This window comes from Lentisphaera marina (genome assembly GCF_028745505.1).
Classification (GTDB): Bacteria; Verrucomicrobiota; Lentisphaeria; order Lentisphaerales; family Lentisphaeraceae; genus Lentisphaera; species Lentisphaera marina.
Genome location: NZ_JAQZZL010000002.1, coordinates 1644966 through 1659976, shown reverse-complemented (window position 1 = coordinate 1659976; position 15011 = coordinate 1644966). Strand labels below are relative to the sequence as shown.

At 39.3% G+C, this 15011-nt stretch carries 14 protein-coding genes; 10 read left to right on the top strand and 4 right to left on the bottom strand.

Annotation, left to right across the window (positions count from 1 at the left end; translation table 11 throughout):
- Positions 1-154: 154 nt before the first annotated feature.
- From rpmJ to PQO01_RS17715, 10 genes are all read left to right on the top strand, one after another.
- The gene (gene rpmJ / locus PQO01_RS17760; protein WP_083800018.1) at positions 155-271 is read left to right on the top strand and encodes a 50S ribosomal protein L36; all 117 of its coding nucleotides are present in this window, start codon (positions 155-157) and stop codon (positions 269-271) included.
- Between the two features lie 5 nt (positions 272-276).
- Positions 277-669, top strand: a complete 393-nt coding sequence (rpsM, locus tag PQO01_RS17755) for a 30S ribosomal protein S13 (RefSeq protein ID WP_274315510.1) — start codon at positions 277-279, stop codon at positions 667-669.
- 21 nt (positions 670-690) lie between these two features.
- The gene (gene rpsK / locus PQO01_RS17750) at positions 691-1125 is read left to right on the top strand and encodes a 30S ribosomal protein S11 (RefSeq protein ID WP_274315509.1); all 435 of its coding nucleotides are present in this window, start codon (positions 691-693) and stop codon (positions 1123-1125) included.
- A 5-nt stretch (positions 1126-1130) separates the two neighbouring features.
- The gene (rpsD, locus tag PQO01_RS17745) at positions 1131-1748 is read left to right on the top strand and encodes a 30S ribosomal protein S4 (protein WP_274315508.1); all 618 of its coding nucleotides are present in this window, start codon (positions 1131-1133) and stop codon (positions 1746-1748) included.
- Between the two features lie 21 nt (positions 1749-1769).
- Complete coding sequence (locus PQO01_RS17740; protein ID WP_274315507.1) at positions 1770-2795, top strand: DNA-directed RNA polymerase subunit alpha; 1026 nt, start codon at positions 1770-1772, stop codon at positions 2793-2795.
- The gene (gene rplQ / locus PQO01_RS17735) at positions 2785-3231 is read left to right on the top strand and encodes a 50S ribosomal protein L17 (RefSeq protein WP_274315506.1); all 447 of its coding nucleotides are present in this window, start codon (positions 2785-2787) and stop codon (positions 3229-3231) included. Before PQO01_RS17740 ends, rplQ begins: the two co-directional genes overlap by 11 nt.
- A 56-nt stretch (positions 3232-3287) precedes the next feature.
- A complete protein-coding gene (locus PQO01_RS17730; protein WP_274315505.1) occupies positions 3288-3902 on the top strand; it encodes a hypothetical protein in 615 nt (204 codons plus the stop codon).
- A gap of 403 nt (positions 3903-4305) precedes the next feature.
- Complete coding sequence (locus tag PQO01_RS17725) at positions 4306-5928, top strand: metallophosphoesterase family protein (RefSeq protein WP_274315504.1); 1623 nt, start codon at positions 4306-4308, stop codon at positions 5926-5928.
- The gene (ygfZ, locus tag PQO01_RS17720) at positions 5915-7573 is read left to right on the top strand and encodes a CAF17-like 4Fe-4S cluster assembly/insertion protein YgfZ (RefSeq protein ID WP_274315503.1); all 1659 of its coding nucleotides are present in this window, start codon (positions 5915-5917) and stop codon (positions 7571-7573) included. Before PQO01_RS17725 ends, ygfZ begins: the two co-directional genes overlap by 14 nt.
- Before the next feature lie 8 nt (positions 7574-7581).
- Entirely contained in the window at positions 7582-8406 is an 825-nt protein-coding gene (locus PQO01_RS17715) for a sigma-70 family RNA polymerase sigma factor (protein WP_274315502.1), read from the top strand.
- Here the strand turns inward: PQO01_RS17715 and PQO01_RS17710 are convergent, their stop codons facing one another.
- The 4 genes from PQO01_RS17710 to PQO01_RS17695 form a co-directional block, all read right to left on the bottom strand.
- Entirely contained in the window at positions 8407-9039 is a 633-nt protein-coding gene (locus PQO01_RS17710) for a TetR/AcrR family transcriptional regulator (RefSeq protein WP_274315501.1), read from the bottom strand.
- A gap of 99 nt (positions 9040-9138) precedes the next feature.
- The gene (locus tag PQO01_RS17705) at positions 9139-12315 is read right to left on the bottom strand and encodes an efflux RND transporter permease subunit (RefSeq protein WP_274315500.1); all 3177 of its coding nucleotides are present in this window, start codon (positions 12313-12315) and stop codon (positions 9139-9141) included.
- Positions 12312-13487: an efflux RND transporter periplasmic adaptor subunit gene (locus PQO01_RS17700; protein ID WP_274315499.1), complete on the bottom strand. Its 1176-nt coding sequence runs from the start codon at positions 13485-13487 to the stop codon at positions 12312-12314. The genes PQO01_RS17705 and PQO01_RS17700 overlap by 4 nt, the downstream gene beginning before the upstream one ends.
- Positions 13488-13489: 2 nt before the next feature.
- Positions 13490-14917 carry an efflux transporter outer membrane subunit gene (locus PQO01_RS17695; protein ID WP_274315498.1) on the bottom strand — a complete coding sequence of 476 codons (1428 nt, stop codon included), beginning with the start codon at positions 14915-14917 and terminating at the stop codon, positions 13490-13492.
- Positions 14918-15011 lie beyond the last annotated feature (94 nt).

Genomic DNA, 15011 nt, shown 5'->3' with positions numbered 1-15011 from the left:
AAGAAAAAAAGAGTATCTAACTTTTTTCCTCAGCTTGTTTTGACAAGTGCATAGCTTCGGCTATTATATGCGCTCATTATTTAGGTTTTATGTATATTAATTTAGGACTTGTGTAAACAAATCCAACACAGAGTAAAATTTTTAGGATTTTAAAATGAAAGTTAGAGCTTCAGTAAAAAAAATGTGTGAGCATTGCCGCGTTATCAAACGTGAGGGTATTGTCAGAGTGATCTGCAGCAAGAACCCTAGACACAAACAGAGACAAGGGTAATTATTATGCCAAGAATTATGGGTGTCGATCTACCGACAAACAAAAAAATTAAGATCTCTCTTACGTATATCTACGGAATCGGTGCAGCTACTGCCCTCGAGATCTTAGATAAAGCAAAAATTGATCCAGATAAGCGTGCATCAGAGCTAAACGATGCTGACATTTCTGCAATCACTAAATTGTTAGATTCAACTTATGAAGTTGAAGGTGATCTCAGAAGACAGTTAGCTCTTTCTGTTCGTCGTCTTCAAGCGGTTAACTGCTATCGCGGTCGCCGTCACAAACAAAGTCTTCCTTGTCGTGGTCAGAGAACTAAGACAAATGCTCGTACTAGAAAGGGTAAGAAGAAGACTATCGGTGCGGTACGTGACAAATCAGCACGTAACCAAATGAAATAATCTCCTTTAGGAAAATATATTATGGCAGATTTTTTAGAAGATGACCCGAATGCAATTCAGCTTAAGCAGGTCACAAGAAAGAAGGGTGCGAAAGGCCGCACTCCAGTAAACGTAACAAATGGCATTGTCCACGTTGTTGCAACATTCAACAATACTAAAGTATCAATTTCAGATGTACACGGCAATGTTCTTGCTTGGTCATCAGCAGGTAAAATGGGTTTCAAAGGTTCTAGAAAGAGCACAGCTTACGCTGCTCAACTAGTAGCTACAGAAGCTTCTAAGCGTGCAATGACTTACGGTATGCGTGAAGTTGAAGTTAGAGTTAAAGGCCCAGGTGCTGGTCGCGAATCTGCGGTTCGTGGTGTTAGTGCAGCTGGTCTTGACATTAGTTTAATTAAAGACGTAACTCCCATTCCTCATAATGGTTGTCGTCCACCTAAGAGAAGAAGGGTTTAATCCACATGGGTAAATATTCCGGAAATAAAGGTAAAATCTGCCGTCGCTTTGGTGTTAACCTCTTCGGCAACATGAAGTATGACAAAGTTTTAGCAAAGCGCCCAAATCCTCCTGGTGTTCACGGTGCTAACGCTGCAAGAAAGAAACTTTCTGAATACGGTAAGCAGCTCGTTGAAAAGCAGAAGCTTAAAATCACTTACGGCCTCAGAGAAAAACAGTTCCGTATCACTTTCGACCGTGCTGCAAAGCTCAGTGGTGTTACTGGTAACAACTTAATGGTTCTTCTTGAAGCACGTCTTGACAATGTTGTTTACCGTTTAGGTTTCGCACCTACTCGTTCAGCTGCTCGTCAACTCGTTGGTCATGGTCATATTCGTATCAATGGTCGTCGTTGCAATATTCCTTCATACAGTGTTCGCCCTGGTGATGTTGTAACTCTTAAAGATTCATCACGTTCAAAAGCTCTTGTACAAAGACACCTTGATGGTGCTCGTGGCGAGACTCCTGAATGGGTTAGTCTTATCAAAGACGAACTTAAAGGCGAAATCGTACGTCTTCCAGAACGCGAAGAAATTCCTTCTGTTGCAGACGAATTGATGGTCGTAGAACTTTACTCAAAATAATATTATTAATTGGAGATCTTTATGGGCTCTACACAAGCACAATTTGCTATGCCTCAAAACATGGTTTTAGACGAAGCTACAGCTACTGAAAAGTACGGTAAATTTATCGCAGAACCATTCGAGAAAGGCTTCGGACACACTTTAGGCAACGGCCTTAGACGTGTACTCTTGCACTCTTTAGAAGGCGTAGCAGTTACTTGGATCAAGATTGACGGCGTTCTTCACGAATATGCTCAAGCAGCAGATGTTGTGGAAGATGTTACTGAAATTGTACTAAACTTCAAAAATGTCCGTTTTACTGCAGAGGGTGACCTTCCTCGCAAACTTGAACTTCGTGCTAATACGAAGGGCCCAGTTACTGCTGCAGATATTGTTACTGACGGTGTAACTCAAGTAGTTAACCCTGAACAGTATATTTGCACTTTGGACAAAGATACCCCGCTTAGAATAGAATTCGAAGTAGCTTCTGGCCGTGGCTGGAAGTCTGCTGATGATAATAAGCCTTCAGAAGCACCAATTGGTCTCATTCCTGTTGACTCATTATTCAGTCCTATTGAGCGTGTAAGTTATGATGTTTCAGACACACGCGTTGGTCAAATGACTGACTATGATAAACTCGAATTGGAAATTTGGACAGATGGTCGTATCTCACCAGAAGATGCACTTAGAAAGTCTGCTATTATCCTTCGCGATCACCTCTGTGTATTCACAGACGATAATCCAGAAGATAGCACAGCTAACCTTATCCAAACTCCAGAAGACGAAGCTATTCTTAGTAAAATGCTCATCCCTGTAACTTCAGTAGAACTCAGCGTACGTGCTCAGAACTGCTTAAGAAATGCAGAAATTAAGTACCTCGGCGAATTGATTCAGAAAAGTGAATCAGAAATGCTTAAATACAGGAACTTTGGTAAAAAGTCACTCGATGAAATTAAAGACAAAATGCTCGAGATGGGAATTACCCTCAACATGAAACTTAAAGATGAAGTTCGTGTGGCTTTCAACAAGAAACTCGAAAAAGAGGAGATGAAGTCCGATGCGTCATAGAAAGAAAGTTTTCAAGATTGGTCGTACTAATAGTCACCGTAAATGCATGATGGCAAATATGCTCTCTAGCCTTTTTACTCACGGTCGTATCAAAACTACCGTAGTTAAAGCTAAAGAATTAAGCCGTCAAGCTTCTAAAATGATTACATTAGCTAAAGCTGGTGATCTTCACCAACGTCGTCAAGCTATTTCAGCTATCCGTGATTTGGATGCTGTTAGAGAGCTTTTCGATAACATTGCCCCAACATTCAAAGACCGTAATGGTGGTTACACTCGTGTACTCCGTATCGGTAAGCGTCGCGGTGATAATGCTGAACTAGCATTAGTTGAGCTCGTTGGTTTTGAACCCAACTTTGAAGCAGCTGAAGAAGCGGAAGAAGTAGTTGCAGAAGATGCACCTGCTGAAGAAACTTCAGAAGATACAAAAGAAGCGTAAGCTCCTTTTAGTATAAGCTTTTAACCGCTGGGTCTGACCCAGCGGTTTTTTTGTTTATGGAAACAATTATTATCATTCTAAAGGTAGAGGCCGGAAAGGGTAGGGACTACCTAGTTTGGGCACTCTCTCCTGATATGGGAAGATTAGTGTTCGTATTTAAACGCAGTAAAGACTTTTATGAGCCTGGGCTCTTTCGGGTCATGAGAGTGCGTTTAGAAAAACAGTTGAATAAAACTACTTTACAGCTCGATGAGAATAGCTTGTATAAAGGTGAAGTGATAGAAATCCTTCATAGTTATGATCAGCTATCCGAGTCTTATGAAAATTTTCAAAAAGCTTGTGATCTGGCGCAAACTGTACTGCAGATTACAAATCAAAATCATGCATGTCCTTTATCGTTTAAAACGTGTCTACAAGCAATGGAAGACTTTTTAAACGAGGGTGAATACTTGGCCTGGAGAGTCTGTCTTTTTATTAATTTCCTTCAAGACTTTGGCGCATTGCCTGATTTATCCAACTTTTCTGCGGTACAACAGGAGTTCCTTCGTAGACTTGAACAGTCTGCAGAGTCACGTCAGTCCTTACCTTCTTTGTCTCAGCAGAAATGGTTAGAGTTCGAATTTTGGGCTTTGCGATTACTCGATGAGAGTGGTGTTCGAGTTCAGATTTAAATAGCCATTTTAATAAAACCTTAATTTTTTTTATTCAAGACTCTTGTAAATAGATCGCCTGTAGTTAATTTAGTATTAGGTCGTTGTCTATGTATCCTCCTTTCCTCCATACCTCCCCTCCATTTACATAGGCAACGATCTTTTTTTTGCGCTCATAGCTATACTGGATTGTATAGAACTTAATAAAATATTAACAAAAGTTCTTAAAACAACTTGTTAAAATTAAGTTAAGGATCATAGTCTTTATACAGACTGTTACTTATGCTTACCTCCTATCCTCCATACCTCCTATCCTCCCCCAAGTGTAAGTAGCAGTCTTCTTTTTTGTATCCCCCCCCCCTTTCATATTGATTTATTAACAGACTTTATTACCTTTTATGAGGATTTTATAGGGTGATATTATATGTGTCGAGTTTTGTCAGGGCCGCATTTACGGCGAGTTGAAGAGAGTGGTATTGCAGTACAAATTATTCTAGAGGAAGATAGAGATCTAGAGTTAACTGTATATAGAGAAGAGAAGACTTTGGATCTAGTTTGCGATATTCGTAAAATCAAAATAGCAGAGAAGATATATTTTTACTTAATTAGAGCCAAGTTAAGTATGGAATCTAAGTGCTTGTATCATTACGATGTGTCATATAAACAGAATAGTATAATAAAAGACTTAGGTTTAGGACTTGGTGAAAGTGTACAGTTGCCATCCTTCGAATTCGGTGCTGAAAGAATTTTGACTGGCTCGTGTCGTAATTTATCATCTTGTGAAGATGATTATCTAGCGAAAATGATAGATCAATTTGATCGGCCAGAAATGAGGCCACAAATGTTGATTCTGACAGGAGATCAAATCTATGCGGATGATTTAAGTGAAGACTTATTATTGAAGATTAAGTCTTTAAGCGATAAGTACGCACTAACTTTACCAGAAAAGTTCAACATAAAAGATAGAAAGAAGCTCTGTCAATCCCTGGGTTTAACAAGTGCAAAATCAAAGAATCACTTACTCAGCTTTGGTGAGCTTATAATTTTGTACCTGCTTTCTTGGAGTTATGAATTATGGGAAGATGGAGATCAAATAGTTGATAAAGAAGATATGCAGAACATTGCCAAAGTTTTTGCCAATGTCCCAGTGTATATGCAAATGGATGATCACGACATAAGTGATGACTTCAAAATTAATGAGTATTGGTCCGCTAAGCTAGATAATGGTGCGGTTGAAATTCTTGCTAATGCTTGTGCTGCAGGCTATCTATTTCAATTGATGGGTAATTACCTTGAGTCCAGTGACTATGAAGACTTGGTATTGAAATATATTTCAAGTAATAGCGCAGACGATTTTGATTTGATGAGCCGTGTTGTCTCAGAAGCAGATTGGTCAAATAAGTTAAAGATTGCTAAGAAAAGTTTTCTTTTTTTTGATACAAGAAATTTTCGATTAGGGGGACGTGATTCAAAACTTCCTGCAGGGATGATGAGAGTAGACAAGCTTAAGAGTATGTTTAGAGAAGATCTAGGTGAAGATTTGGTCATCATTAGTCCATCACCAATCTATGGTTATGAACATATTGAGAAACTCCAATCGAACCTAGCTTTCTTGCCTTCTTCAGTGCCTTTGATTGATCGCGAAGGTTGGCATGCAGCGGAATTGAACAGTGAGGAACTTATCTCATTAAATACTTTAGAAGAGTGCTTATCAAGATGTGGTGCCAATCGCATTCTCATTATATCAGGAGATGTTCATTACTCATTTATAAGACGAGTCGATTTAGCTCATGTAAAAATTCTTCAATTAGTGGTGAGTCCATTGAAGAATAAGCCACCATTAACTCTACTAGCACGCTCGGGCTTCTCTTTTTATAATACTCATTCCGATGACCCTAACTTCATGACTTCCGATCATAGGTGTAAGATTATATCTCATTCTAATTACTGTTTTTTAAAATTGGAGAGTGAGATTGAGATAAGCATGTATAGTCGTGAAACGGAACATAAATTTAACCTAGATAAAATGAATAATGACTTGGCTTGATAATTATAAAAGATCTAAAGATGAGCAATCATACTACGAATTAAAAGAATTCTCACTATTACAGGTTTCTGGCGAAGATGCTCAAGCAGTTCTTCAGGGACAAAGTACTAGCGATGTTAAGCAGTTAAATGATGAAAGTGTGCAATTATCTTCTTTGCTAAGTCCACAAGGAAAAGTGATTTCGCATCATATTTTATTGAAGAGAGGAATGAATTTATTTTATCTAATTTGTTCCAGTTCGGTTGTTCATGATGTTAAAGAGCATTTAGATAAGCATATCATCATGGAAGATGCTCAATTGACAATATGCTCAGATCATAAAATATATCACTTGTTGAATTTTGGTCCTGAGTCAGAGTTGCTTTTAAATATGAAGATTATTCAATACGAGGCAGATAAGATATACGAAGCGGATCAGCATTTACTTGCGAGTACAGGTATGCTCGGTATAGATAGCTCCATTCTGATAAGTACTGAAGAAATGAGCGGTCAGCTAAATTTGAATATGCTTGATGAAACATTTACGGCTTTGCGTATGGAGTCGGGTTTTCCATTGATGAATAAAGATTATGACCAAAGTACTTTACTGCCGGAAACAGGTTTACAATTGAATTGTGTATCCTATACAAAAGGCTGTTTCACGGGGCAAGAAATTGTGGCTCGTGTTAAGTATAGGGGCAATGTGAATCGTTATCTTTCTGCTTTAGTTTTAAGCGAAGTTCCTATTGGACTGAATGTTGATGATATACTGTCTACTATCGAAGGTAATAAAATTGGTAAGTACAAAAGTCAAACCTGGTCGCCAGCCCTCAACAAACATATTTTTTATGTCTATCTTAATAAAAAATTTAGACAGCCTGGAAGTGTAATAAAATTTATTGATAATGAATGTAATGAGTACTCAGCAGAAGTTCGCTCTTTGCCTCCAGTGCAAGAATTGAATACGATTGAATTATCGAAAGACTGCTACCATAAAGCCTTAGAATTATTTGCTCAATCCGATGAAGTTCAAGATATTGCCGCAGAACCTCTGCTAAAGCGTGCTCTATATTTAGATCCTACGAATCAAGATGCTTATGAAGCTCTAGGCGTTTTGTTGTCACGTCATGAACGCTTTGATGAAGCAATAGAATTGATGAAGCGCTTAAAAGAACTTAGCCCAGACACTGTGATGGCTTACACCAACCTTTCTGTTTTTTATATGAAAAAGGGCATGATAGAAGAAGCCGAAGCGGAAAAACAAGAGGGTACTTTAGCAACTTTCCGTTTAGCAGCGGCCAAAAGAAAGCAGAGGATTAATGATGCTGATATTGAAAAAGCTGCTCAAGTAGAGCGTGAAAGGCGCCAAAAAATGTTCTATGAAGTCTTGGAAATTGATGCAGATGATTTAGCTGCAAATTTTGGACTTGGGAAAATTGCTTTAGAACTCAAGCAAGCAGAAACTGCCATTAAATTTTTAGAAAAATGCCTTCAGATTAAAAGAGATTATTCAGTTTGCTGTACTTTGCTTGCTCGAGCATATATACTATTGGAGAGACAGCAAGAAGCTCAAGATATTCTAGTTAAAGGTATAGCGATTGCACATGAAAAAGGCGAGCTAATGCCAAAGCAAGAAATGGAGATGCTTCTACAACAACTAAAATAAGGCTAATTATGTATTTTATTGACGAGAGTGTGCGAAGCTATATGAAAAATATAGCAGAATTACCTTTAATCAGTCGTGATGATGAAATTGAATTAGCAGAATTAATTAACAATGGTTCCGAAACTGCTCGCGAACAATTGATAGTTGGTAACTTGCGTTTGGTAGTGAAAATTGCCCATGACTTTAAATCTTTAGGGGTTCCTTTAGCGGACTTAATTTCTGAGGGCAATATAGGCTTAATGAAAGCGGTAGAGAAATTTAAACCTGGGATGGGAGCGAAATTTTCTTCTTATGGAGCATGGTGGATAAAACAAGCAATCCGCCGTTGTGTTGCCGAGCAGAGCCGCGTGATTCGCATTCCTGTTCAGTCGGCAGTCAAAATGTATAAGATTCAGCGTGTTGCCATGAGTTTAGCGGAAGAATTAGGTCGTGTTCCTAGTGAGAAAGAAATAGCTGAAGCCGCAGACATGTCACAACGATCTGTTCACAATTTAACTGTGGCAGCTACCTCACCAACAATTTCTTTGAGTACAAGTTTAAAAGATGGCGAGGGTGGAGTGCTAGAAGATATGCTTCCAGATTTGATGGCAGTGTTACCTGGTGGAGAAATGAACGATCGAGATGTGAAAAACCTTCTCGAAGAATGTGTAGAAAAGTATTTAACTGAGCGAGAAAGGCTCATTATTAATATGCGCTATGGTTTAGATGGTGGAGAGCAACACACACTTGATGAAATTAGCGAATTAATTGGACGAACACGAGAGCGTGTTAGACAGATTCAGCATAAAGCTCTAAAAAAACTGTCGCGTCATTTGGATGAAATTAAAAAGTAATTAGCTTACTTTTTTAGTACAAATTTGTTTGATACCACCCAAGATATAATTATACATATTTTCAATCATCTCATCATTGCAGAAATCACTCGGTGATTTTGTTTGCTTCTTATCATTCAATTGGTCATTAAGACGAATGATAGGGCTGTTAATGAAAAAGAAAATCTGGGAAAGACTAGTTTCAGATAGCTGTTTTCCTGAAAGGCGATTCACTAAATTAATGATCCAATTACAGCGTTCTTCTATGTATGTTTCATATAAAAAATCATAACTAGAACTAGGGCTATTAAGTTCGTATGAGATCAGTTTTGAGAGGTAGCCTAATTCGCCGTCATCTAGGCTTGATTTAATGCGATTCCTAACAAAATGATGGAGCTGAAGCTCGGGGTCTAAGTCATCTCTGAAAAGTTCTTTGTTAGCTTCTTCATTATATTTATACAAATGAGTCCAAGCTGTTCTGTAAAGGTTTTCTTTACTTTTGTAGTGGTAGTTCACAGCAGCGATATTGGCATCGCATGCAGTGCAAATATCTTGTACTGTAGTATTTTCGTAACCTTTTTCTGCGAATACTCGCGAGGCAGCTATTAAGATTCGCGTTTTAGTATTTTGTCTAGCATAGATATATGTATCCATAAAAACTTCCTTATTCATCTAATGTTAACCAAATCTTAACATATAAAATAAGCTATTCAAATGAATACTTCAATTAATTTTAATTATTTGCTTTAATTACTAGTTTTTTTTATGGAATTTTAAGTCGTTGACTATCAAATAAACTGATGGGGCCAATAATAACATGACTGCAGTGGCAAAAACAATTCCTAGTCCTAGGGAAATGGCCATAGGTACTAAGAAACGGGCTTGTCGCGAAGTTTCGAGTATCATTGGTCCTAAACCACAGAAGGTTGTGATTGTGGTAAGTAATATAGGACGGAAGCGTCTGATACCTGATAGGAGAATAGCTTCTTCGGCACTTTTACCCTTTAAAACTTGTTTGTTGGCATAATCAATGAGAACTAATGAGTCATTGATCACCACACCGGACAAGGCAATAATTCCCATGAAGCTAATGAGGCTAAGCGGGAAGCCCATGATTGAGTGAGCTAAAATGGCACCACCAATCCCAAAGGGTATGCAAAGCATAATGATTAGAGGTTGTACATAGCTTCGAAACGGAATAGCAAGTAGTGTATAGATACCGAACATGGCAATTATGAAGCTGACTTTTAAAGAGTTAACCCCTTCGCGTAAATCTTTTTGTTTACCACGAAAGACTTGTTCAAGGCCAGGATATTTTTCCTGAAGTTTAGGGAAGTCCTTTTCTAGAACTTCACTCAAAATAAATTCACTTTTACTCTTGGGAGTTACATTTGCCTTTATCTGGATAGTTCGACTACCATTTAAGCGATTAATTTTTGTGTAAGCTCGCCCGCTTTTAAACTCAACAATTTCTTGAATGGGTACGCTTTGACCCGAGGGGGTTTGGATGAGCATAGAATATAAGTCGTGTTCCGTACTCCGTTCTTCTTTCGGGTAGCGTATGAGGACTTTAACTTCATTGCGACCTCTTTGTTGTCGAAGGGCTTCTGCACCATAAAAAGCTTGACGGATTTGTTTTGCGACATCCGCAGAACTTAAGCCTAGTGCTAATCCTGCAGGACGCATAGTGAAGTCAAATTGTCGCTTACCTTGTGAAAATCCTGGATCAATATCTTTCACTATAGGGTAAGCAGCTAAAGCTTCTGATAGTTCAAGAGATGCTTGTTCAAGTATTTCGTTATCGGGATGAGTGAGTCCTATACTCAATGAAGAGCCAGATCCTGGACCTCCACGATCAGATTCAAAAACAAGTGATTCTAAGCCTAGTATCCCGCGACTTTTTTCTCGCCATAATTGGGTGAATTTTTCTGTGCTAATGGGACGTATTTCGGGGTCTTGTAGGTAGACGAGGACTTCGCAGACATGGGGGCCAGATTGGCTAGTGCGTCCGCCACCACCAATTTTTGAGTAATATCCAACTAAAAGCTTGTCGCCACCATTTTCTTCTACAACTTTTTTAGCAGAATCTAGAAGTAATTCTTGAATGGCTAAACTTTTTTCTTTAGGAGCACCGTAAGGTAAAGAAGCGGTTACCGAAGCATAATCCGATTCAATTGACATCATAGGGACGACGCCAATGCGCTTACTCTGAACAAAACCAATGATGGCAAACATAAAGGCACAGGCAATAGCAAGAACAATGTAACGATTTTTGAGAGCGACTTTTAAAATAGGGCCATAAATTTTGTTAACCGCACGCATGAAAAGTTGCGAAAATTTTTGTTGAAAATTATGGATTAGTTGACCAATAAAAAGACGTTTTCTTTTTTCTGAATGGGCCAGATGAGAAGGCAGTATAAACAGACTTTCAAATAAAGAAATGATAAAAACTGTGATGACCACAATAGGAATAGTATACCAAATTTTGCCAATGGTCCCAGGCATGAACATAAGAGGCATAAAGGTGACGACATTAGTGATAATACTGAAAGTGACGGGGACGGCCACATCTTTAGCTCCGTTGATTGCCGCTTGAACAAAATTTTCTCCACGTTCTCGGTGTTCATAGACATTCTCTCCTACGACAATTGCATCATCCACCACAATCCCCAAGGCCATCAAGAAGGCAAACATAGAAACCATGTTGATCGAGATGCCAAATAATGGCAATAAAATAAATCCCCCCAAGAAGGAAATAGGGATGCCCATCATCACCCAAAAGGCGAGTCGCGATTCTAAAAACAAGCCGAGAGAAAGCAAGACTAAGCACAAACCGATTATGCCATTTCGACTAAGTAAATCGACGCGTTGCATGTACATTTCAGATTTATCCATGCGAATGACTGCCTGCACGGATTTATTTTGTGAATTAAATTCGTCTACGATCTTGTAAACATCAGTTGAAATAGAGAGGGGCGTTTCTTCGCCTACTCGGTAGATACTTATGTTGAGTGCTGGCAGGTTATTCCAAAAAGTGACTTTATCTTGATCTTCGTTGAAGCCATCTTTAATGGAGCCTAAATCTTCTAATAAAACTACATCGCCGTTAGCTAAACTGAGAATCGGAATTTTTGCGAACTGCTCACCATAATCGCGACGTTCCTTCATCCTTAAGAGTAGTTCACCGTTTTCTGTACGAATACCGCCACCCGGAATTTCGACGCTCTGCTGACGAATTATTTTTGCCACTTGATCAAGAGTGAGCTTATAGCGATCAAGGGTGTCTCTACTTATTGAAATGGTGATTTGGTGATTGCGCATGTCGGTTATCTCGACCTGGCTGATTTCATCGCTATTTAATAAGCGATTGCGTAAAAATTCGGCTTGTTCTGCTAAACGCCTTTCACCAACATCACCGTAAACTGCGATATCAAAAACGTCGCGTTTAAGGCTTTGTAACTTAACTTCTGGACGTTCAATTTCTTCAGGGAAAGTTCGGATACGATCAACTTCTTGTTGAATGTCTTGATAGACTTGCATACGCTCGTGACCTTCGAGAAGCTCAACAGTTACGGAGGCACGTCCTTCTGAGGCTGTTGAGTTAACTTCTTTAATTCCCTCAATACCTTGGATATTTTCTTCAATCGCACGAATAATACTCTTTTCAACTTCTTCGGGACTCGCACCTGGGTAAGCAATTGAAATGGAAACGGCACCTAAAGCAAATGCGGGAAAAACTTCTTGCTTGATTTTGTTAGCAGTGAAAAAACCACCAACTAAAAGTGCAATCATAATGAGGTTGGATGCTACAGGGTTAAGAACCATCCATGCAATGGGGCCTTTTTCAGAGTTGGGATCCCATTGTTGTGAATTTTTCTCGACTGATTTTCTTACTCTTCTTTTTGGTGGTCTCAGAAAGAATGGCTTCATTTGTCACTCAGGATACGCGTTAATTTCAGGCCAGGCACGGCAGAATCCAAAGTGGTACTTATTAAAAGCTCGCCTTCATTAAGGCCATCTTTAATATAGGCATATGAATTGTCCGACCAAAGGATGTCGAGTTCTCTAATTTCAAGACGTTCATCCTGACCATAAATATAGATTTTATTACCTTCGTGAATAACATTTGCAGGGATTTTAAATATATTTTGAACTTCAGGGCCGGCGATTTTTATTCGGACGTAAGTATTGAGGAGGAGAGGAGTTTCTTGTTGGTTTAGGGGTGATTTGACTTCAATTAGCAAGCGAGCCCTACGAGCATTTTCTGAGATGTTGGGGAGCATTCGTAGAACGTTGCCTTTCCAAACAAAACCTTTAGAAACAATACTGCTGGGAATGATTTCAGCTTCGGCACCAGGAGAGTTTATATTGCGAGACTGTATCCATGGTAAGCGTTCGTAGCGGATCGATGCTTCGACCCAGAAGTTGTCTGAATCAATGAGTTCGGCAATGGAACTCTGTAAATTGACTTGCGACCCTTCAGTTACATTGCGCTCAATTACTTGTACATTAAAGGGGGCTAAAATCTTGGTTCTTGAAAGGTTAATCTCAGCCTGTTTAAGTTGGGCTTTGGCGGCAGCGATATCAGATTTTGCTTTTTCGAGGTGCGGAATTCGCAAAATGAGCTGTTTTTCAAGTTCACTGATTTTGTCTTTGTCTTCTAAAAAATTCCATTCGTATTTAGCCACATCTTGTTCGCCTAATTCCAGTTGATACTGGAACTCAGCTTCTTTAACTTTACTTTGAGCTTGTGTGAGAGCAATTTCGTAATCGGTCGGGTCTATTTCAGCAATGACTTCCCCTTTATTGATGTGTCCACCAGGGTGAAGCATGGTATGGATTTTTGTGATTTCACCTGTTATACGAGGCTTTATGCTGAGCTGTCTTTCAGGAATGACTTTGCCACTCGTGTAAATATAGATTTGTTCAGTACTTTGCTTTAAGGCTTCACATTTTACAGGTGTGGCACGTTCGACTCGAGGTTTGATTTTGTTCTTGGGGCTAGTGTCCATGAGGTGAGAGTAGTATGTCCAGGCAGCAAAAATAATAGCGCTGACAATGATGACTTGAACAACTGAGCCGATGATTGATTTTAATTTCATTATTACTGTTCCCTTTTAGTGGCCTGAGGAAGAAGTTGAGTGTTTTCTTCGATTTCCCAAGATCCACCTAAGCTACGGTGGATTTCAATTCGATTGACAATCAGTTTAGCACGAACTTCTGTTAAGTTTCTCTGTGCTTGTTGATGAGTGGCTAAAGCAGTTAATACGGGTAAGTAATCACTTAAGCCACGGCGATAACGACGCATAGTCTCGTCTAAAGTATTTTTGGAATATTCGACTTCTGTTTTAACAGTATCAATTTGTTCTTTGCGCCATTTTTCAGCATTCAAGGCTTGCTCAACTTCATTGAGTGCAGTGAGCGCTGTTTCCTTGTAGTTTAAATAATCCTCATCACTTCTCGCTTTGGCGAGTAATTCTTCATTTTCTAAAAGTTGACCATCAAGTATCGGAGCGGTGAGCCCAGCCATGATATTGCTAAACCAGTTGTCAAAAAGACGACTAAACTTCTGATTATTGAAGTTGGCTTGGGCGCTGAGAGTTAAGCGAGGAAGTTTAGCTTTTGTGGCACTACTAATACGGAATTCGCTGGATTGCAGTAATAACCATGACTGATTGACGTCGGGTCTTTGACTAAGGATGTCAGAAGGAATGCCTGTGTTGGGCAATTCTTTGAGTTGTGGAAGTTTGAGCTTCCCAAAATCTATTTTTTCATCAAAACTTTCACCAGCTAACAGAATCAGTTTTAATCGTAAGTTATCCTTTCGTTCTTCTAAGTCGGGAATTAGACTTTTCACTCTTGCGAGTTGTTGACGTTGTTGAAAGAGGTCAACAATGTTGGCTAAGCCACGTTTTTGGCGATGACTAATAATGTCTAACGTTTGAGTGTTTGTTTCTATTTGTTCATTAAGTAGATCTAACTGTTCTGAAATGGCCTTGAGGGTCATCCAACTCTCAGCAACTTCAGCTGAAAGAAGTAGGGCGGTTCCCTGAACTTGAGCTTTCTGCGCTTCATAATCCATTGCGGAAGCCGCATTTTCATCACTGATACGATCCCATAGATCAACTTCGTAATTCGCTTTTAGGCCAAGGCTATAGTTTTCCCTACCAAAAGTTTGTTTATCATCATTGGGGCCGGTGTCGACTTTTCGTTTGTTGCCTTCAGCATCGGCAGTCGCGTTGAGTTTTAATTTTTTGGCTGATCGGCTTATGCCCAAGCGTGCTTCTGCTTGTCTTAAACGAGCCCAGCTTTGAGCGAGGCTCAAGTTGTCCGTGAAGACTTTGTCCATAAATGTATTGAGCTCATCATCGCCAAGTTGAGACCACCATTTGGCGGAGTTCTCTAGGGAGGGAGAGTTAATCTCTGTAGAGAATGTTTTTGGGCTATCTATTTCGGGCCGATGTTTAGCCTCCCGTTCAATACTTTGACAGGCAACTAAGAGGCAAGAGATGATGAGGTGTTTATAGGGCATTCGTTTGTACTTTATTTACTAAATCTTAAGCTAAGTTCTCTATCTTTCACATAGCCAAGAAATAAGTGACACTTAACGGAAATTTAAAAAATCG